Annotated in this window: 15 protein-coding genes and 1 rRNA gene; 9 read left to right on the forward strand and 7 right to left on the reverse strand. The window is 69.0% G+C overall.

The window, feature by feature from the left end:
- Positions 1 to 140 (reverse strand): 16S ribosomal RNA (locus tag T398_RS18810); the annotation flags it as partial.
- An 801-nt stretch (positions 141 to 941) separates the two neighbouring features.
- On the opposite strand from T398_RS18810, the gene T398_RS18815 reads away from it, so the two are divergent.
- From T398_RS18815 to T398_RS18835, 5 genes are read left to right on the forward strand one after another with little or no spacing between them, the layout of a single operon-like run.
- Complete coding sequence (locus tag T398_RS18815) at positions 942 to 1,421, forward strand: (2Fe-2S)-binding protein (protein WP_496448646.1); 480 nt, start codon at positions 942 to 944, stop codon at positions 1,419 to 1,421.
- Positions 1,421 to 2,419 (forward strand): FAD binding domain-containing protein, encoded by a 999-nt coding sequence (locus T398_RS18820; RefSeq protein WP_496448647.1) that lies wholly within the window; start codon positions 1,421 to 1,423, stop codon positions 2,417 to 2,419. Before T398_RS18815 ends, T398_RS18820 begins: the two co-directional genes overlap by 1 nt.
- Positions 2,416 to 4,725, forward strand: coding sequence for a xanthine dehydrogenase family protein molybdopterin-binding subunit (locus T398_RS18825; protein ID WP_496448649.1), 2,310 nt, complete (start codon positions 2,416 to 2,418; stop codon positions 4,723 to 4,725). The genes T398_RS18820 and T398_RS18825 overlap by 4 nt, the downstream gene beginning before the upstream one ends.
- Positions 4,726 to 4,784: 59 nt before the next feature.
- The gene (locus T398_RS18830; protein WP_496448651.1) at positions 4,785 to 5,918 is read left to right on the forward strand and encodes an XdhC family protein; all 1,134 of its coding nucleotides are present in this window, start codon (positions 4,785 to 4,787) and stop codon (positions 5,916 to 5,918) included.
- 2 nt (positions 5,919 to 5,920) lie between these two features.
- Positions 5,921 to 6,586 (forward strand): nucleotidyltransferase family protein, encoded by a 666-nt coding sequence (locus tag T398_RS18835; RefSeq protein ID WP_496448653.1) that lies wholly within the window; start codon positions 5,921 to 5,923, stop codon positions 6,584 to 6,586.
- Between the two features lie 80 nt (positions 6,587 to 6,666).
- Here T398_RS18835 and T398_RS18840 read toward each other — a convergent pair whose 3' ends face one another.
- Positions 6,667 to 7,320 (reverse strand): class I SAM-dependent methyltransferase, encoded by a 654-nt coding sequence (locus T398_RS18840; protein WP_496448655.1) that lies wholly within the window; start codon positions 7,318 to 7,320, stop codon positions 6,667 to 6,669.
- 141 nt (positions 7,321 to 7,461) lie between these two features.
- Between T398_RS18840 and T398_RS18845 the strand changes: the two genes are divergently transcribed.
- Positions 7,462 to 8,346, forward strand: a complete 885-nt coding sequence (locus tag T398_RS18845; protein ID WP_496448762.1) for an AraC family transcriptional regulator — start codon at positions 7,462 to 7,464, stop codon at positions 8,344 to 8,346.
- A gap of 43 nt (positions 8,347 to 8,389) precedes the next feature.
- Here T398_RS18845 and T398_RS18850 read toward each other — a convergent pair whose 3' ends face one another.
- The 5 genes from T398_RS18850 to T398_RS18870 form a co-directional block, all read right to left on the reverse strand.
- Complete coding sequence (locus T398_RS18850) at positions 8,390 to 8,719, reverse strand: carboxymuconolactone decarboxylase family protein (protein ID WP_496448657.1); 330 nt, start codon at positions 8,717 to 8,719, stop codon at positions 8,390 to 8,392.
- Positions 8,720 to 8,861: 142 nt separating this feature from the next.
- A complete protein-coding gene (gene narI / locus T398_RS18855; protein WP_496448659.1) occupies positions 8,862 to 9,605 on the reverse strand; it encodes a respiratory nitrate reductase subunit gamma in 744 nt (247 codons plus the stop codon).
- Complete coding sequence (narJ, locus tag T398_RS18860) at positions 9,602 to 10,273, reverse strand: nitrate reductase molybdenum cofactor assembly chaperone (protein ID WP_496448661.1); 672 nt, start codon at positions 10,271 to 10,273, stop codon at positions 9,602 to 9,604. The genes narI and narJ overlap by 4 nt, the downstream gene beginning before the upstream one ends.
- Positions 10,270 to 11,889 carry a nitrate reductase subunit beta gene (gene narH, locus T398_RS18865; protein ID WP_496448663.1) on the reverse strand — a complete coding sequence of 540 codons (1,620 nt, stop codon included), beginning with the start codon at positions 11,887 to 11,889 and terminating at the stop codon, positions 10,270 to 10,272. Before narH ends, narJ begins: the two co-directional genes overlap by 4 nt.
- Positions 11,889 to 15,587, reverse strand: a complete 3,699-nt coding sequence (locus T398_RS18870) for a nitrate reductase subunit alpha (RefSeq protein ID WP_496448665.1) — start codon at positions 15,585 to 15,587, stop codon at positions 11,889 to 11,891. The genes narH and T398_RS18870 overlap by 1 nt, the downstream gene beginning before the upstream one ends.
- A 304-nt stretch (positions 15,588 to 15,891) precedes the next feature.
- On the opposite strand from T398_RS18870, the gene T398_RS18875 reads away from it, so the two are divergent.
- From T398_RS18875 to T398_RS18885, 3 genes are all read left to right on the forward strand, one after another.
- Positions 15,892 to 17,310 carry an MFS transporter gene (locus T398_RS18875; RefSeq protein ID WP_496448667.1) on the forward strand — a complete coding sequence of 473 codons (1,419 nt, stop codon included), beginning with the start codon at positions 15,892 to 15,894 and terminating at the stop codon, positions 17,308 to 17,310.
- On the forward strand, positions 17,307 to 18,713 hold the full coding sequence (locus T398_RS18880) for an MFS transporter (RefSeq protein WP_496448669.1): 1,407 nt from the start codon (positions 17,307 to 17,309) through the stop codon (positions 18,711 to 18,713). Before T398_RS18875 ends, T398_RS18880 begins: the two co-directional genes overlap by 4 nt.
- Before the next feature lie 177 nt (positions 18,714 to 18,890).
- Positions 18,891 to 19,073, forward strand: coding sequence for a hypothetical protein (locus tag T398_RS18885; RefSeq protein WP_496448671.1), 183 nt, complete (start codon positions 18,891 to 18,893; stop codon positions 19,071 to 19,073).
- Positions 19,074 to 19,125: the final 52 nt, after the last annotated feature.

Genomic DNA, 19,125 nt, shown 5'->3' on the forward strand with positions numbered 1-19,125 from the left:
TCCCAAAGCCTGGGGCAGGTTACTCACGTGTTACTCACCCGTTCGCCGCTCGAGTACCCCGAAGGGCCTTTCCGCTCGACTTGCATGTGTTAAGCACGCCGCCAGCGTTCGTCCTGAGCCAGGATCAAACTCTCCAACAAAAACTTGAAGAAAAATCCCAGCAACAAAATATATTTGCTGCCAAATTCAAGCCCAAGCCAACCCACCAAACAGCAGGCCAACCCAGACCAAAACGGCACTGGCTTTCCAAACACCCTGTTGAGTTCTCAAAGAACAACCACACACCAGCAGAACCCCAAACCAGGGCCCCTCCGGAGGCAACCGCTCCTACCTGCCACTCTCGCGTCAGGCACTTTTACTACTTTACCTCACCGGCTCCGCCGTGTCAAACCCTTTGTCCCGGTCTGTCACGCTTCGCACGGCTCGGCCACCGCTGAGCACGCACGAGGTGGCCCTCGTGTGTGTTCCTCGGATTCGGCAGACCGGCCGCTTGCGGTTTCCCGCTGGCTCGCCCGGTTCCTGCCGGCTGTTACCTTACCCGGCCGGTTTCGCCGCACCAAATCGGCCTCTCGGCAGACTCGGCGGGCACCGCCCACCCGGCGACTCGAAAGTGAAGCTTCTTGTCGCCGGTGCCGCTTGGAGCGGGCCTCAGGACTTTCGCCCTGTTTGCCCCGTTCCGCGCTGGCAGAGAGAAAGTTACGCGGATTCGGGTTCGTACGTCAAATCGAGTGGCTGCGGCCCCCGTCACACCCGCTCTCCGGATGGCTGGGAAGGCGCGTGAGCTGCGGAAACCTGCACAGCACCCGTGAACCGCCAGGGGCGCCAGTCCCAATCTGGTCGGCAATTCGGCGGAAAGACCCTTTATCGGCCGAAACAGTCACTAGTCTGCGTACGGGTGACGAGCTGCGGTGAATGCGAAAGACCAGGAGGGGGATGGGTCCATGACGGTGCAGACCAGACTCACCGTGAACGGTCAGGACCGGGAGTGGACGCTCGATGCCCGAACGACGCTGCTGGACGCGCTACGAGATCACCTTGGCCTCTACGGCACAAAGAAAGGGTGTGACCATGGGCAGTGCGGCGCCTGCACGGTCCATCTCGACGACCGGCCCGTGGTGGCCTGTCTGACCCTCGCCGCCCAGGTCGCCGGCGGTGCGGTACGGACCGTCGAAGGACTCACGGAGTCGCCGGACGAGCTGCATCCCATGCAACAGGCGTTCCTCGACTGCGACGCGCTGCAGTGTGGCTACTGCACTCCGGGACAGCTGATGTCGGCGGTTACCTGTGTCAACGAGGGGCACGCCGGGTCCGCAGACGAGATCCGCGAGTTCATGAGTGGGAATCTCTGCCGCTGCGGCGCCTACCAGGGCATCGTCCAAGCGGTCGCCAAAGTTCATGCCGCCGGTCCCGGGCGGTCCTGATGCGAGCCTTCACCTACACCCGGGCGCGCTCCGCGGCGGAGGCGGTGTCGACGTTCGCCGCCGCCCACCGCGACCAGCCCCACTACCTCGGTGGTGGCACGACCCTCGTGGACCTGATGAAGCTCGACGTCGAAGCCCCCGGTCTACTCATCGACCTGACCGACGTCCCGGACCTCGACTTTGTCCGTAAAGAGCAGGGGGACCTGGTCATCGGCGCGCTGACCCGGATGAACGACGCCGCGCGCCACCCGCTGGTCGCTGCCGGCTGCCCGGTGCTCGCGGAGGCCCTCCTGTCCGCGGCCTCCCAACAGCTACGGAACATGGCGAGAATCGGCGGCAACCTGCTGCAACGCACCCGCTGCGGCTACTTCCGATCGGTCGAGTTCTCGTGCAACAAACGTCAGCCCGGGTCGGGGTGCTCCGCGATGGAGGGCGTCAACCGCCACCACGCTGTCCTCGGTACCAGCAACCACTGCATCGCCGTCTACCCCGGTGACCTGGCGGTGGCGCTGACCGCGTTCGACGCGAGCCTCTCCGTCCTCGGACCCGACGGCACCCGCTCCATGTCGATCCATGACCTGTTCGTGCCGCCGGGCGACACACCGAACCGGGAGACAACCCTCGAGGCCGGCGAGTTCATCACGGCCATCCGGGTGCCGATGACACCCGCGGCGCCGTCGTCCAGCTACCAGAAGGTGAGCGACCGGAGTTCGTACTCGTTCGGCCTCGCATCGGCAGCCGTCGGGCTCCACCTCGACGCGGGGGGTACCACCAGCGAGGTACGGATCGCCCTCGGTGGTGTGGGCACCGTGCCCTGGCGGGCACGGGAGGCCGAACAGGCACTGACCGGAACACAGCTGGACGACGCGGCCATCCGTACGGCCCTGGAGCCGGAGTTCCGGTCGGCTCGCACCACGCCACAGAACCACTTCCGAGTACGGCTGGCTGTGGAAACCGTACTCGAGGCCGTCGCGGCGGCCCAGCAGAGGATGGGATGAACGCCATGGCCTGGATCGGCTCCGACCACGTCCGCCACGACGGCGCAGAGAAGGTCCGCGGCGAACCGATCTACGGTGCGGACCGCGCGGCCACGGCGATGGCGTACGCGGTCCCGGTCAGTGCGACCGTGGGGCGCGGTTGGATCACGACGCTCGAGACCGCCGAGGCGGAACGGGTACGGGGGGTGCTCGCGGTACTCACGCACGAAAACCTGGATCGCCTGCACCCGTCCGACTTCTCCTTCGGGTTGGGGGGTGCGAGCGAAAGCTTCCAACCGATGCGGGACAACGTCGTGGCCTACCGCGGTCAGCCAATCGCGATTGTGGTGGCGGAGTCCTTGGAGGCCGCAGCGGAAGCCGCGGCGTTGGTGACCGCCCGCTACGACGTCGAACCGTTCGCCGTGGAGTTCGACGACCCGGGGGGCGAGCGGGTCGACCAGGCGGAGGCGGTTCCCACGTTTCCCGTGGTGGAGATCGGCGAGGGTGACCGGCTACTCGACCAGGCGTCAGTTGTGGTGGACGCCACCTACTGCTCCCCCGCGCAGCACCACAACGGGCTGGAGCTGCTGTCCACCCTCGCCGAGTGGCATGAGGGGTCGCTCCTGATCCATGAGGGCACTCAGGCGGCGGGACGCGTCCGGCACGCGCTGGCGACGCAGATCGGGCTCCCGATGGAGTTGGTCCAGGTCGTCTCGCCCTCCCTCGGTGGCGGCTTCGGCCAACGCACCGGTCAGACGTACAGCACCACCCTGGCCGCCCTGGCCGCCCGGCGGGTCGACCGACCGGTGATGCTGATCATCCCGCGGTCCGCCGTCTTCCACAGCGTGCACTTTCGGGCCGCTACCCGGCACCGGATCCGGCTCGGTGCGCGGGACGACGGCACGATCACCTCCCTGGTGCACGAGGCATTCGCGCAGACATCACGCCATGACCTGATGCCGTTCTGGGGGCCGCAGGTCTCGGGAAGTATGTATGGCATCCCGAATTTCCGCGGCACCACCACCCTGGTACGGCTCGACACCCAGACGCCCGGCTACATGCGAGCGCCGATGGAGATGTCGACGATGTTCGCGCTGGAGAGCGCCATGGACGAACTCGCCGAGCGGGTGGGCGTCGACCCGGTCGAGCTGCGGCGGCGCCACGACACCGCGACCGACCCGATAACCGGAAAACCATTCTCCTCGCGGCGGCTCCAGCAGTGCCTCGATCGGGGCGCTGAGCGGTTCGGCTGGTCGGAACGCGACCCGGCGATCGGGTCGATGCGCGGCGACGATGGCAGCCTCATTGGCTGGGGCGTGGCGACGGGTTGCTATCCCGGCCTCGCCTCCGCCGCCGGCACACACGTACGGCTGTGTGACGACGGCACGGCGGAGGTCGCGATCAGCGGACACGAGATGGGCCAGGGCATCCGCACCGTGGTCGCGCTGGCCGCGGCCGACTCCCTCGGCCTGTCGCCCGGCAACATCCGGGTAGCCGTTGGTGACACCCGGGTCGCTCCCCAGCCAGAAACCGGTGCCTCGTGGGGAACCGCCTCGGCCATGCCGGCCATCCGGGAAGCGGCCAACGGGATCCGAGCCCAACTGCATCAGATCGCCGCCACCCATGGCGAGCCGGTCGCCAACCTCGACGTCAGCGAGTGCCGACTGGCGGCGGGACGGCTGGTCGGACCGGACAACTCGGGGCCACTGGTAACCGGGCTTCTCATGGCCGCCGGCCTCCCCTCGGTCGAGGCTCGCGGGCAGTACTTCGCCCCAGGGCGACGCCCGACCGAAACACCCGACACCGCCACGGCGCCGATGAGCGCGGTGCTGGCGGACGTCGGCAACGCCAAGGTGGGCCCGGTCTTCCCCGACTTCGTCACCTGCTCCTACGTCGCCCACTTCGTCGAGGTCCGCATTGGTCCGCGGATCCGTCGACCCCGGGTCACCCGGATGCTGTCGGTCATCGACTGCGGGCGGGTGATCAGTCGGCGCACCGCCACCAGCCAGGCCCTGGGCGGCCTGGTGTGGGGCATCAGCACCGCGCTCCGCGAGAAGAGCACCGTGGACCCTCGCTTCGGCGGGTTCCTCAATACCAACCTGTGCGACTACCTGGTTCCGGTGAACGCCGATGTGCCCACACTCGACGTCGACTTCATTGACGAGCCGGACCCGTCGTTCAGCGCGTTTGGTCTCAAGAACCTGGGCGAGGTCGTCCATGTCGGGGCGGCAGCGGCGATCACCAACGCCGTCTACCACGCGACCGGCGTCCGGGTCCGGAGTCTGCCCGTCCGCATCGAGGACCTCATGGCCGAGCCTGCTCGGTAACGGCCCGGGGCTTGTCCACACCGCGTTGGGCCGCTCGCCGGGGGCCGGCAGGGAGTCTGATGACAGCAGGGATCAGGCACATCGCGCCGACCCTACGGCGGTGGTGTTCGGCCGACCTCTCCTTCGCGATGGCCGTTGTCGTCGGTGTGACGGGGAGCGCGCCGTGTCCGGTTGGGACGGTGCTGGCCAGCTGCGCCACCGGCGAGGTCGCCGGTGGCGTCGCCGGCGGGTGCATCGACGGCGCGGTCGTCACGGCGGCCCAGGACGCGATCCGCTCTGGTCGGGTGCACCGGAACCGCTACACCCACCAGAGTGACAGCTCGCCGGTGCTCGGACTCTCCTGTCGTAGTGAGATCGACGTGGTGGTGCTGCCCGCGGCGGTGGAGGTCATGGCACCGCTGCTCGATCGGTTGCTGGCGAACCGGACGGTCGGTTCCGCTCTGGTGCTAGCCGCCGGCCCACGGGCGGCGCTGCTGGTGGCAGACCCGGCTGGGTTGTGGGGATCGTCCGGCGATCCGGGGATGGATGAGCTCGTCGCACGCCGGCTCCGGGAGCGGGTGTCCACCGGGGCGGGGCCGGTCGAACGCATCGGAGCGGGGCCGGTTGAACGCATCGTCGACGGCGCCGGGCAGCCCATTGACGTCCTGTTCGTCAGACACCAGCCGGCACCCCGTATGTTGCTCTACGGGATGAGCCCGGTCGCCCGAGCGATGAGCCAACTCGGGCATTTCCTCGGCTTCGAGGTGACCGTGTGTGACCCCCGGCCGGTGTTCATGCGAGCAGCGCACTTCCCCGACGCCCACCAGGTGGTTTGTGACTGGCCGCACCGCCACCTGCGCAGCATCGAGACCGATGCCCGGAGCGCCGTCGTGGTGCTCAGCCATGATGATCGCCACGAGACCGAACTGCTGTCGCTGGCCCTACGGGGGCGCGCCGGCTACGTCGGCGTGATCGGCAGCCGAGAAACGCACCGCGAGCGGCTGCTCCGGCTCACCGCGGCCGGCTTGACCGAGCACGAACTCGGCCGTCTTCGGGCGCCCATCGGCCTCGACCTGGGCGCCCAAACGCCGCAGGAAACCGCGGTGTCCATCTGCGCCGAAGTGATCGCGGTCGCCGGCACCGGGGGCACCGGTCGGCCCCTGACCTACCTGGCTGGCCCCATCCACCGGCGTGCCGACGTCCCGGTCAGCTGAGCATGCGGAAACGACGGCATGGCCCGGCCTGCTCACCGGCGGACGCAGGGCCGATAGACGCAGGGCCGGTAGACGCGGGACCGGCGGACGCGGGGTGCACCAGCCGCGTCGCGGGGCTGCTGCTCGCGGCGGGAGCGGGGCGGCGATACGGCGGGCCGAAGGCACTCGTGGCTTTCCGGGGCCAGCCCCTGGTGCTGCGGAGCCGAGACGTACTGGTGGTCGCCGGCTGTGCTCCCGTACTGGTCGTGGTGGGGGCGCGGGCGGAGGCCGTGACCGAGTTGGTCCGCTCGGGCGTCGTCCGAAACCCGGCGTGGCCGACCGGAATGGGTTCATCGCTGCGGGCGGGGTTGGCAGCGCTGGAGGCAACGACCGCGTCGGCTGCGGTCGTGACCTTGGTTGACATGCCGGGGGTGGGAGTCGAGGCGGTACGCCGGGTGGCTGCCGCCGCCCGGCCCGATGCTCTGGTGGTCGGGGGCTACCACGGCGACCGGTGGGGGCACCCGGTACTGCTCGGGCGGGAGCACTGGGCCGGTGCCGGCGCGAGCGCCACCCGGGACCGGGGCGCCCGGGACTACCTCCGTCAGCATCGTGACATCGTCACGGTCGTACCGTGCGGCGACGTGGCCGACGCCCAGGACCTCGACGTACCCCCGAAGATCCGGCGTTGACCCCGCCGACACCCGGCTTCGGCTGGGTCAGACCACCGTGCTTGACGGCCCACCGCCGTCCCGGGCGAAAGCGCCCTCCCTCAACCGACGTCGGCCCGGTAGAAGACGTACCGGCCCAGTCGGGCTCGACCGTAGCCGTTCTCCCGGACGCCGGTCAGCCCGGCTTCGACCAACGCGGACAGGGCCCGATCGGGCAGGCTGTCCCCGGTCCGACCAGAGCGGTGGACATGGCCGCCTTCGTGTCCGGGAAGGCTGCCGTCGATGTCGGCTACGTGCAGTTCACCGCCGGGGCGCAGCACCCGCCGGACCTCACGCAGCACTCGCACCCAGTCCGCTTCGTCGATGTGATGCAGCATGAACGAGGAGAGCACCCGGTCGAGGCTGTCGTCCGGCAGTGGCAGGTCATCGGCGAACGCGCGCTCGTACTGGATCTGCACCTTGCCCCGGGCCGCCTTGCGGCGGGCACGGCGCAGAGCGGCGGGATCCGGATCGATGCCCAGGGCGTCCACCTCCGGGTGGCGGCGCTTGAGGGTCCGCAGTAGATCGCCGGTGCCACAGCCAATCTCCAGGACTCGTTGTCCCGGCCGCAGATTCGCACGCTCCAAAAGCTTCTCATGAACCCGACCGAGGCCGATAAAGCGGGCGAACGGGTCGTAGAGGGGCAGCAACCACTGTTTGCCCATGGCGGGCAGATAGGCCCGATTCTCAGAATGGTAGTTGGGCTGTCCGGTCATGGCACGCTCCGGTAATAGCGGAAACTCGGTCGTACCCTCAGCCTCATGGACAGCGAAACTGCGAACAATGGCGGAACTGTGGACAGGATGCGACGGAGCTTGGCTCCCCCGTCCCGCCAGGTCGGTGTCACCGGGCAGGGCGTGCCGGTCTTCGACTTCGGCCACGTGCCCGGCATCGCCCCGATAGCGGTAGCCCACCATCCCCACGGCGAGCCTTTCCTCGACCTCGCCACCATCGGCACCCACACCCACGACTTCCTGGTGCTCTGCTACGCCCACGTGGCTCACGGGACGGTACGCATCGACGACCGCACCTGGACAGTGGCCGACGGCGACCTCTTCGTCATCGCACCAGGGCAGGTAGTCACCTCCGGCGACCCGTTCGCGGAGGTCACCAGCGACGGCTGGACCGTCTGGTTCCCGGCCGACGTGGTCCGGGCCGGAATGCCCGGCGCCTACTCGTCCTGGCGGACACACCCGTTGCTCTTCCCGTTCGCGCAGGGCGGCAACCGGGCCCAGCGGCTACCGGTCCCACCGGTCGACCGGGCCAGCCTGATGGAGCGCTTCGCCGCGCTCGACACCGAGCTCCGGGCCCGCCGCGACGGGCACCAGGCGGCCGCCCTCGCCCACCTGACCCTGCTGCTCGTGACCGTGGCCCGCTTGTCGGCCGACCTCGCCGACCACCTACGCTGCGCCGACGAACCGCTGCTGGCGGCCGTCTTCGAGGCCATCGAGACGCGCTACCACCAGCCCATCTCCCTCGCCGACATCGCGGCCGACCTCGCGTTGACCACCGGCTACCTCACCACCGCCGTGCGTCGCAAAACCGGCCGAACCGTAACCCAGTGGATCGCCCAGCGTCGGATGCAGCAGGCACGCCTACTGCTCACCGAGACCGACCTGGCCGTCAGCACGATCAGCCGCCGGGTCGGATACCCCGACACCAGCTACTTCAGCAAACGCTTCCGCGCGCGCCACGGAGTCACCCCCACCCAGTGGCGGGACGCCACACCGCCCGCGGGGTGACGTCAACCCGTGCCACCGGCACCACGCGGGGCGGCGACCGGCATCACTCGTCCGGCGACGCCAGGACTACCGAATCGATCCAACCCAAGGCCGCGATGGCAGTAGGAAACCCACAGGTGGTGATGGCCGCGAGCGCGACGGCTCGCACCTCGTCCACGGTCGCACCGTGCTGAAGGGCCTTGCGGACATTGGAGCGCACCGCTCCCTCCGCCTCGGCCCCAACCGCCACCGCCAACTTGATCAGCCGGTCGGTCCGGTCGTCGAACGAGTTGCGCTCCCGCACCGTCCGCGCCAGCGCGCCCTGCGCCTCGGCGACATCCGGAAAGCGTTCCAGGAACTTCACGTAGACATCCGGAAGATACTGCTGCTGCATATCACCCTCCGCTACCGCCCGATATTGACACATTAGCCCTGACCCGTGGCCACCGTGGTCCGAGGACGTATCCAAGCAGAACTCACGCCTCGCCGGCCGCCGCGTCGGTAGCGCCTCGATCGAGGCGCCACCACCCGACGGGTCACCGCCGAGCCGACGGCTCCCGGGCGGCGTCCCGTACCTGCTCCGGTGCGGCGGTCGCCGTCGGCGCCGGGCCGCGGCGCCCGCGGTAGACCACGTACGGGCGCCACAGGTACGCCAGCGGCGCCGACCAGACGTGCACCAGTCGGGTGAACGGCCACAGCGCCAGGAAGAGGAAGCCGCCGATCGCGTGTAGTTGGTAGACCAGGGGAGCCCCGCTCATCAGGGTGGGGTCCGGCTGGAACCAGAAGATCCCGCGGAACCAGACGGCGATCGTCTCCCGGTAGTCGTAACCCCCACCGAGCAGGTTGACCCCGACCGTGGCGATCATGCCGAGCGCCACCATGGCGGCGAGCGCGGCGTAGAGCACCTTGTCCATCCGGCTGGTCACCCGACGAACCCGCCCGTTGATCACACGCCGAATGATCAGCAGGACCAAGCCGGTCATCAGCATCAGGCCGGTCACCGTACCGCCCAGGACCGCGGTGAGGTGGTAGACGTGCTCGCTGATCCCGATCTTCTCGGTCACCGACGCAGGCACCAGCAGGCCCATGACGTGCCCGCCAGCAACCCCGAAAACGCCGAGATGGAACAGGGGTGAGCCGAGCCGCAGCAGGCGGTTCTCCAGCACCTGACTGGTGTGCGTGGTCCAGCCGAACTGGTCGTGGCGCCACCGCCAGACGTGGCCGGCGACGAAGACCGCGAGGCACAGGTACGGCAGGACGGTCCAGACGAGGTTGGTCATCGCGATGCCTCCGACGGGGAGCAGGCGGGATAAGGGGCAAGCGCGGCAGCGTGCAGGTCCGGGCCGTCGCCGAGGGAGTCCAGCCCAACGGTCTCCACCGGCGGTCCGTCAACGGCGAGCGCCGCGATGGCGGCCCGGTCGTCGTCGGTCAGCTCGGGCAACACGGCGCAGACAACGTCCAGCAGCAGGCGGTAGGGGGTGCCGCAGTCGGTCAGGGCGGCGCGGAGCAGCTCGATGCCCTGCCGGTGCTGACGCAGGGGCGCCTCCCCCTCGCCGGGGCCCACCATGGCGGCGTACTCGAGCACCACCGGCAGCAGGTCCGGCAGTTCGCCGTCCGCGAGCCGCAGTCCGTGCGCCCGATATCGCTGCTTGAGCACCAGCAGCGCCATTCCCCGCTTGCGGGTGTCCCCGTGCAGGTAGTAGGTGAGGTAGAGACCAGAGCGGCGGCGCAGGTCGAAGGTCTGCACGAAGTGCTGCTGTACGTCGATCGGGGTGTTCTCCAGCAGCCAGTCCAGGAACCCGTCGATCTGCTCCCGCGCCTGGGGCGCCTCGATCTGCCCGGCGGCGCCCCGAAGCTCCGCTCCGGCACCGAGCAGCTCGTCATCGGGGTAGGTGAGCAGCAGCGAGACCAGCTCGAAGATGCGGGCCCGGTCGGTCGCGGCGGTCATGCGCCGCCTCGCAGCGGGTTGATCGTGAAGCCACGCCGACCGTCAGCGCGCCGGGAGACCAGCCCAGGCCGGCCGGGCCGAACCTGCTCGCCCTCGACCAGGTGGAAACTCTCCGCAGAGGCCTGCGTGGTCATTCCCGGGCCGCCTTCGCACTCCAGCGCGCAGTCCTGGTTCGCGGTGGCCTGCGCTTCCAGCGCGGCGGCGTCCTTGCTGTACGCGGCCGGGATCACGTAGCGCTCGTCGTACTTGGCGATGGCCAGCAGCCGGTACATGGCCTCGACCTGGTCCGCGGTCATCCCGATCCCGTCGAGCAGTTCGTCGGCGACGGTACCGTCGAGGGTACGAGCGCGCATGTAGGAGCGCATGGCTGCCAGCTTCATCAGGACCCCGGCCGTCGCCTCCACGTCACCGGCGGTGAAGAGCTCGGCCAGGTACTCCACCGGAATCCGTAGCTCCCGGATGGTGTGGAAGACGTCGTCGGCGTCCGTATCGTCCCGGCCGGCCTCCCCCACCGCGTCCAGCACCGGCGACAACGGCGGTACGTACCAGACCATGGGTAGCGTCCGATACTCCGGGTGCAGCGGCAGCGCCACCTTGTACTCGCTGATCAGCCGCCACACCGGGGACCGTTCGGCGGCGTCCAGCCACTCCTGCGGCATGCCGGCGGCCCGGGCTGCCGCCTGCACGGCCGGGTCGCTCGGGTCGAGGAAGACCGCCCGCTGCGCCTCGAGCAGGTCGTGCTCGTCGGTCACCGAAGCGGCAGCGAGCACCGCGTCCTCGTCGTAGAACACTATGCCCAGGTAACGCAGCCGACCCACGCAGGTTTCGGAGCAGATCGTCGGCTGCCCCGCCTCGATCCGCGGGAAGCACAGGGTGCACTTCTCCGCCTTACCGGTGCTGTGGTTGACGTACACCTTCTTGTACGGGCAGGCGGAGACACACATCCGCCAGCCCCGGCAGCGGTCCTGGTCCACCAGGACGATCCCGTCCTCCTCCCGCTTGTACATCGCGCCGGAGGGGCAGGCCGAGACACACGCCGGGTTGAGGCAGTGCTCGCAGATGCGCGGCAGGTGGAACAGGAAGGTCTTCTCGAACTCGAACTTCACCCGCGCCGCCGCCTCGACGGGCATCCGGGCGATGTTCGGGTCACCGGTGCCGTGCTCGTGGGCCCCGCCGAGGCTGTCCTCCCAGTTGGCCCCCCAGGTGAGGGCCATCGGCTCGCCGGTCAGCGCGGAACGGGGCTGCTGGACCGGGGTGTCCTTGAGCCCGGCGGGGGCGTTGGCCAGGATGTCCTTGTCGAAGGTCGCCGGCTCGTAGTAGTCGTCGATGGAGGGTAGATCCGGGTTGACGAACAGCCGGCTGAGCCGCTTGACCCGGCCGCCGGAGCGCAGCTTCAGCCGGCCCTTCTCGTCCAGCTGCCAGCCCCCGTGCCAGCGGTCCTGATCCTCGTAGTGCTTGGGGTAGCCGATGCCCGGCTTGGTCTCGACGTTGTTGAACCAGACGTACTCGGTGCCGTCCCGGTTGGTCCAGGTCTGCTTGCAGGTTACGGAGCAGGTGTGACACCCGATGCACTTGTCCAGGTTCATCACCATGGCGACCTGCGCTCGGATCCTCATCAGTACTCCACCTTCTGGTCGCGGCGGCGGATCACCGTGATCTCGTCGCGTTGGCTGCCGATCGGGCCGTAGTAGTTGAAGGCGTAGGTGAGTTGGGCGTGGCCGCCAGCCAGGTGGGTGGGCTTGACCAGCAGCCGGGTCAACGAGTTGTGGTAACCACCCCGGCGACCGCTCTTCTCGGCCTTGGGCACGTTGATCGTCCGCTCCGGCGAGTGGTACTGGAACACCGTGCCCTCCGGCATCCGGTGACTGACCACCGCCCGGGCCACGATGACCCCGTTGCGGTTGTGCGCCTCGACCCAGTCGTTGTCCCGAACCCCGACCTTGGCGGCGTCCGGCACACTCATCCAGATCACCGGCCCACCCCGCGACAACGCCAACATCAGTTCGTTGTCGTGGTACATCGAGTGGATAGACCACTTCGCGTGCGGGGTCAGGAAGCGTACGGTGACGCCGCCATCGACGAACTCACCCGGCGCACCGAAGTGCCGGGCCATGTTCAGTGGCGGTCGGAAGCCCGGCAACTGCTCGCCCAACTCCGCCACCCAGTCGTGCTCCACGAAGAAGTGCTGCCGACCGGTGATGGTGTGCCACGGCTTGAGCCGCTCCACGTTGAGGGTGAAGGGCGAGTAGCGACGGCCGCCCTTCTCCGAGCCGGACCACTCCGGGCTGGTGAAGACCGACTGCGGTGCCCGCTGGGTGTCCGCGTACGTGATCTGGTCGGTCTCGTGCCCGGCGATCAGATCGACGAACGGTTGCCCGGTCCGCTGCTCCAACGCCGCGAAACCGGAGGCGGCGACCCGACCGTTCGTGGTGCCCGACAACGCCAGGATCGCCTCACACATCCGGTCGGCGGTGGCCAGCGACGGCCGGCCGGCGCACGGCCCGTCGGCGACGACCCCGTTTCGCTCCCGCAGGTACTCCACCTCCGCGGTCACATCCACGGTGAGCGCCTTCGTGGTGGTGCCGAGCTTGTCCAGGAGCGGGCCGACCGCCCGCATCTTCGCGCCGATCTGGGCGTAGTCCCGCTCGATCTCGATGAGCTTCGGCATGGTGGAGCCGGGGACCGGTTCGCATTCGCCGGCCTTCCAGTCCCGCACCCGCCCGCTGGGCATGGCCAACTCGTCCGGGGTGTCGTGCTGCAGCGGCGCGGCCAGCACGTCCCGCCGCACCCCCAGGTGGTCGACGGCCAGCTCACTGAACCGGTCGGCGAGCGCCAGGAAGGTGTCGTAGTCGGAGTGGGCGTCGGCGGGCGGCTCCACCGCCGGGCTGAACGCGTGCACGAACGGGTGCATGTCCGTGGTGGAGATGTCGTGCTTCTCGTACCAGGTCGCGGTGGGCAGCACCACGTCGGCGTGCAGGCCGGTGTTGGTCATCCGGAAGTCGATCGCCGTGAGCAGGTCAAGCTTCCCGGTCGGCGCCTCATCTCGCCACACCAGGTCCCGGGGTCGGTGCTCCGGGTCGCACTCCGAGGCGGTGGCGGTCGAGTCGATCCCCAGCAGGTGGCGCAGGAAGTACTCGTTGCCCTTGCCGGAGGAGCCGAGCAGGTTCGCCCGCCACAGGGTGAGGCAGCGCGGGAAGTTCGCCGGGTCGTCCGGGTCCTCCGCCACGGACCGCAGCCGGCCGGCCTTCAGCTCGGCGACGACGTGCTCCTGCACCGTCACCCCAGCCGCCGCCGCCTCGTCGGTGAGGTCGAGGGGGTTGCGGTTGAACGACGGGTGGCCGGGGCTCCAGCCCATCCGCTGCGCGGCGGCGACGGTGTCGGCGAAGGCCATCCCCGCGAACCGGCCGGTGCCCAACGGGGAGGAGAGCTCGTCGACCGGGACCCGCTCGTACCGCCACTGGTCGGTGTGCAGGTACCAGAACGGGGTGCTCGCCTGGTGCCGCATCGGCCGTTGCCAGTCCAGCCCGAAGGACATGTGCTGCTGGCCGGTGATCGGCCGGGCCTTCTCCTGCCCCACGTAGTGCGCCCAGCCGCCGCCGTTGACGCCCTGGCAGCCGGTCAGGGTGACCAGGGAGATGAGCGCCCGGTAGCTCATGTCGGAGTGGAACCACTGGTTCGCGCCGGCACCCAGGACGATCAGCGACCGCCCCTGGCTGCGCTCGGCGTTGCGGGCGAACTCCCGGCCGATCCGGGCCGCCACCGCAGCCGGCACCCCGGTGATCCGCTCCTGCCAGGCCGGGGTGTTCGGGGAGTCCGGGTCGTCGTAACCCGTCGGCCACTGCCCCGGCAGGTCGCCGCGACGCACCCCGTACTGCGCCAGCACCAGGTCGTAGACCGAGGTGACCAGCTGCTCGCCGACCCGGATGGCCGGTACGCCACGGCTGATGGTGGCCCCGCCCTCGGTCTCCCCGACGTCGAAGCGGGGCAGGTCGACCTCGATCGCCTCGTCGCTCCGGTCGAGCAGCCCGAGCGCGGGCAGCACCTCGCCCAGGTCCAGGTTCCAGCGCCCCTCGCCGGCCTCGCCGTACCGGAAGCCCAGCGACCCGTTCGGCACCACCAACTCGCCGGTGCGCTCGTCAACCAGGACGGTCTTGTGTGCCCCGTCCTCCTGGCCCAGGTCTGCCGCGGTGAGGAACCGGTCGGTGGTCCACCGGCCGTCCGTGGTGGGTCGCAGCGTGACCAGGAACGGCAGGTCGGTGTAGCGGCGAATGTAGTCGGCGAAGTAGTCGACCGTGCGGTCCCGGAAGAACTCGGTGAGTACGACATGGCCCATCGCCATCGCCAGCGCGCCGTCGGTACCCGGGTGCGGGGCGAGCCAGTCGTCGGCGAACTTGACGTTGTCGGCGTAGTCCGGGCTGACCGCGACGACCTTCGTCCCCCGGTAGCGGGCCTCGGCCAGGAAGTGGGCGTCCGGCGTACGGGTGACCGGAATGTTCGAGCCCCACATCATCAGGTAGGTGGAGTTCCACCAGTCGCCGGCCTCGGGTACGTCGGTCTGGTCGCCCCAGATCTGCGGCGAGGCGATCGGCAGGTCGGCGTACCAGTCGTAGAAGCTCAGCAGGGTGCCACCGAGCAGGGCGTGGTACCGGGTGCCGGCGGCGAAGGAGGCCATCGACATCGCCGGGATCGGCGAGAAGCCCACCACCCGGTCCGGTCCGTACGTCTTCGTGGTGTAGACGTGCGCGGCGGCAACCATCGTGGTCACCTCGTCCCAGCTGGCGCGGACGAAGCCACCACGTCCCCGCTGGGTCTTGTAGGCGCGCGCCTTGAGTGGGTTCTCCACAATGTCGGCCCAGGCGGACACCGGATCACCCAGGCGCGCGAGCCCGTCGCGGAACATCTCGGCCAGCACCCCGCGTACGTAGGGGTGGCGCACCCGGGAGGGCGAGTACTCGTACCAGGAGAAGGAGGCGCCGCGGGGACAGCCCCGCGGCTCGTAGTCCGGCGAGTCGGGGCCGGTCGTCGGGTAGTCGGTGGCCTGGTGTTCCCAGGTGATCAGGCCGTCCTTGACGAAGACGTTCCACGAGCAGGAGCCGGTGCAGTTGACGCCGTGGGTGGAGCGCACCACCCGGTCGTAGCGCCACCGGTCGCGGTAGAACCGCTCCCAGTCGCCGTCGTCCACCTGGTGCAGCGTCCGGCCGTGGTCACCGACCGCCTCCCGGCGGAGGAAACGCCGAGCAGCCAGCAACGGCGCCGCGCCGGGGACCTGGTCCGTCGCAGGGTCATGAACTTCTGGCGGGCGGTGCGCTGACACGTGGGCACTCCTCCGGCGGCGAGCGACAACGCGAGGGCTGTCGGCGGCACACGGCAGTGCGCCACGCATACCAGGGTTCGCGAAATCAACCGCCAGATCGGGAGGCCGCGGTCCCGACCCGTCGGGACCAAGGTCCCGACCACCCCGCTATTCCACCGGGTGGAGCGCGACGACGGGACCTGCTGCCAGCCAGACGGGGAAGAAGGTCCCTACCCGCTGCTGATAAACGACAGCACCCTTGGGTAGACAGTCGCGCCAGTGCCGCTAGCGCCGACCTCCGTCTACCGCTGATCGAGGAATTGCCGTGTACGCCAAACCCGCTCCAGACGACCCGACGCCGGATGAAACGGCGGCCGGGCAGAACAGCCGCAACGATCGTGGGCGTACCCGGGTCCTGACCCTGTCCACCATCGGCTTCACCGTCATGTTCGCGGTGTGGCTCATGTTCGGCATCCTCGGCAAGCCGATCAGTGAGGAGTTCGGGCTCTCCGAGGTGCAGCTGTCCTGGATCATCGCCGCCGCCGTGCTCAACGGCTCGCTCTGGCGGCTCCCCGCCGGGATTGTGGCGGACCGGATCGGCGGACGCCGGGTGATGACCGCGATGCTCCTCGTGACCGCGGTCGCCTCTTTCCTGGTATCCCGCGCCGACTCGTACGCGATGCTGCTGGTGCTGGCGTTCCTGGTCGGTTTCGCCGGTAACTCCTTCACCGCGGGTATCGCCTGGAACTCCGCCTGGCAGCCGCGGGAGAAGCAGGGTTTCGCGCTCGGCCTCTTCGGCGCCGGTAACGTCGGCGCCTCCGTCACCAAGTTCATCGGCCCGCCGCTGATCGCCGGTACCGCCGGCGCCACCTACCTCGGCGTCATCGAGGGCGGCTGGCGGCTGGTCCCCGTCGTCTACGCGGTGTTGCTGCTCGTCCTCGCGGCGGCCACCTGGTTCCTCACTCCGCGCCGGGATCGCGTGCCGAGCCACGGCACCCCGCTGCGGGCCCAGCTCGAACCGCTCAAGCGGCTGCGGGTGTGGCGGTTCAGCCTCTACTACGTGGCGGTGTTCGGTGCCTACGTGGCGCTCGCCGCGTGGCTGCCGACCTACTACATGAACAACTACGACGTGTCCCTGCAGACCGCGGCCTACCTGACCGCCCTGTACATTTTCCCGGCCTCGCTGCTGCGACCGGTCGGCGGATCGCTCTCCGACCGGCTGGGCGCCCGCCGGGTCATGTACTGGACGTTCGGCCTCATGCTGCTCAGCACGGGGATTCTGATGATGCCCCCGGGCCACATTGTGGTTAACCACCCCGACGGCACCCAGACCACCCACCTCGCCTACCAGCTCGGCATCGTGCCCTTCACCCTGCTGGTCGTCCTGCTCGGCTGTGCCATGGGCATCGGCAAGGCCGCGGTGTACAAGCACATCCCGGAGTACTTCCCGAGCCAGGTGGGAGCTGTGGGAGGTCTGGTCGGCATGCTCGGTGGCCTCGGTGGATTCTTCCTGCCCCCGCTGTTCGCGTACACCAAGGCCTGGACCGGGCTCCCGTCGAGCACCTTCCTGGTCCTGTTCGTGCTCACCCTCATCTGCGCGATATGGATGCACCTCACCGTCGTGCGCATGCTGCACGGTGAATCACCCCAGCTCGCCGACCACTTCGAAAAGCCCGACTTCACGAACCGACCGGCCGCTCCCGCTTCGGCGGCGACCCGTGCGCCGAAGGAGGCCCACGAATGAACACCACGAGTTCCTCCCGGAGATCCGGGAACCGCGAGTGGCTGGAATCCTGGAACCCGGAAGACGCGGACTCCTGGGACAAGGGCTTGGCGTGGCGCACCCTCTGGATCAGCACGTTCACGCTGACCCTCTGCTTCACCTCGTGGTTCCTCGCCTCGGCGATCGCCCCGAAGCTGACGAATCTCGGCTTCGACCTCAGCACCAGCCAGCTTTACTGGCTCACCGCCATGCCCGGCCTGGCCGGCGGTCTCATGCGCCTGATCTGGATGGTGCTGCCGCCGATCATGGGCACCCGCAAGATGGTGACCCTGACCACCGTGCTCCTGCTCATCCCCGTCGTGGGCTGGGGAATCTTTGTTCAGGACCCGTCCACCCCGTTCTGGGTGCTGCTGTCGCTGTCGTTCCTCTCCGGTATCGGTGGCGGAGCGTTCTCCGGCTTCATGCCGAGTACCTCCTACTTCTTCCCCCGTCGGCTCCAGGGCACCGCGCTGGGCGTCCAGGCCGGTATCGGCAACTTCGGCGTCTCGCTGGTGCAGCTGCTGACCCCGTGGGTCATCGGCTTCTCGCTGATCGGGTTCCTCGGCAGCTCCCGGCCGATGACCACCTCGCCCGGCGAGCCCGCCAGGGACGTTTGGTACCAGAACGCGGCGTACATCTATATTCCGTTCATCATCGTCGGTGCCGTGCTCGCCTGGACCATGCTGCGGTCGGTCCCCGTCAAGGCGAACATCCGGCAGCAGTTCGACATCTTCCGCAACGCTGACACGTGGTGGATGACGCTGCTCTACATCATGACCTTCGGTACCTTCGCCGGACTGTCCGCCCAGTTCGGGCTGCTGATGAAGAACCTCTACGGTGCCGGCAACCCCGACATCGTGCAGGGCGCCGGGGACGCCGCGCAGCTACTCGTGGACGGCTACTCCGTACCCGACCCGGTCAAGTTCGTCTTCCTCGGCCCGCTGGTCGGTGCCGCCGCCCGCGTCGCCTTCTCGCCGCTGACCGACAAGTTCGGCGGCGCCCGGTGGACCCTGATCTCCGGAATCGGCCTCGTCGTCTCCATCGCCTTCACCATCACCGCACTGCGACCCGACACCAGCTCGGCCGCGGCGCTGGATGCCGGCTTCGACCGGTTCCTCTGGGGAATGCTCGCGATCTTCCTGTTCAGTGGGATCGGTAACGCGTCCACCTTCAAGCAGATGCCGATGATTTTCGAGCGCCGGCAGGCCGGTGGCGTCATCGGTTGGACCGCGGCGATCGCTGCCTTCGGCCCGTTCTTCTTCGGCATCGGCCTGACGCTCATGTCCCCGACCGCGTTCTACCTCGTCGGGCTGGCGTTCGCGCTCCTCTGCGTCGTCATCACCTGGCAACGCTACGCCCGCCCGGGAGCACCCAAGCCCAGCTGACCGTCCCGTCCCGCTCCCACCGACTGCGGATCCGGGGCGCAGTAACGGCCGGGCTGACCTCGTTGAAACCGGCAACGAGGTCAGCCCGGTTTCTTTTGTTCCCGCACCGGTTGACGCACCCGGTGACCCCGTTCCGGTCGGCCGGCCCGCGCCCCACCGTCGCGGGGTAACCCTGACATGCGGAGTCGACGGCCCCCCGACCTGACCCCGGCGATCCGCACCTGGATGTCCGCCGCCGGGTTCGCCGAGCGAGAGTTCACCGCTCCGGAAGGAGAGCTCTTCTCGGTCGGGGTTCACCGCTTCACCGGGATTCCGCAGCCACTGACCACGACCGGCAGGATCTTCCAGTTCCTCCCATAAGCTGCGGCAAGGCCGGATGTTTCCGGAACGGCCGGGTCCGGGTCGGACGCCG

The sequence above is a fragment of the Salinispora goodfellowii genome (assembly GCF_059570675.1).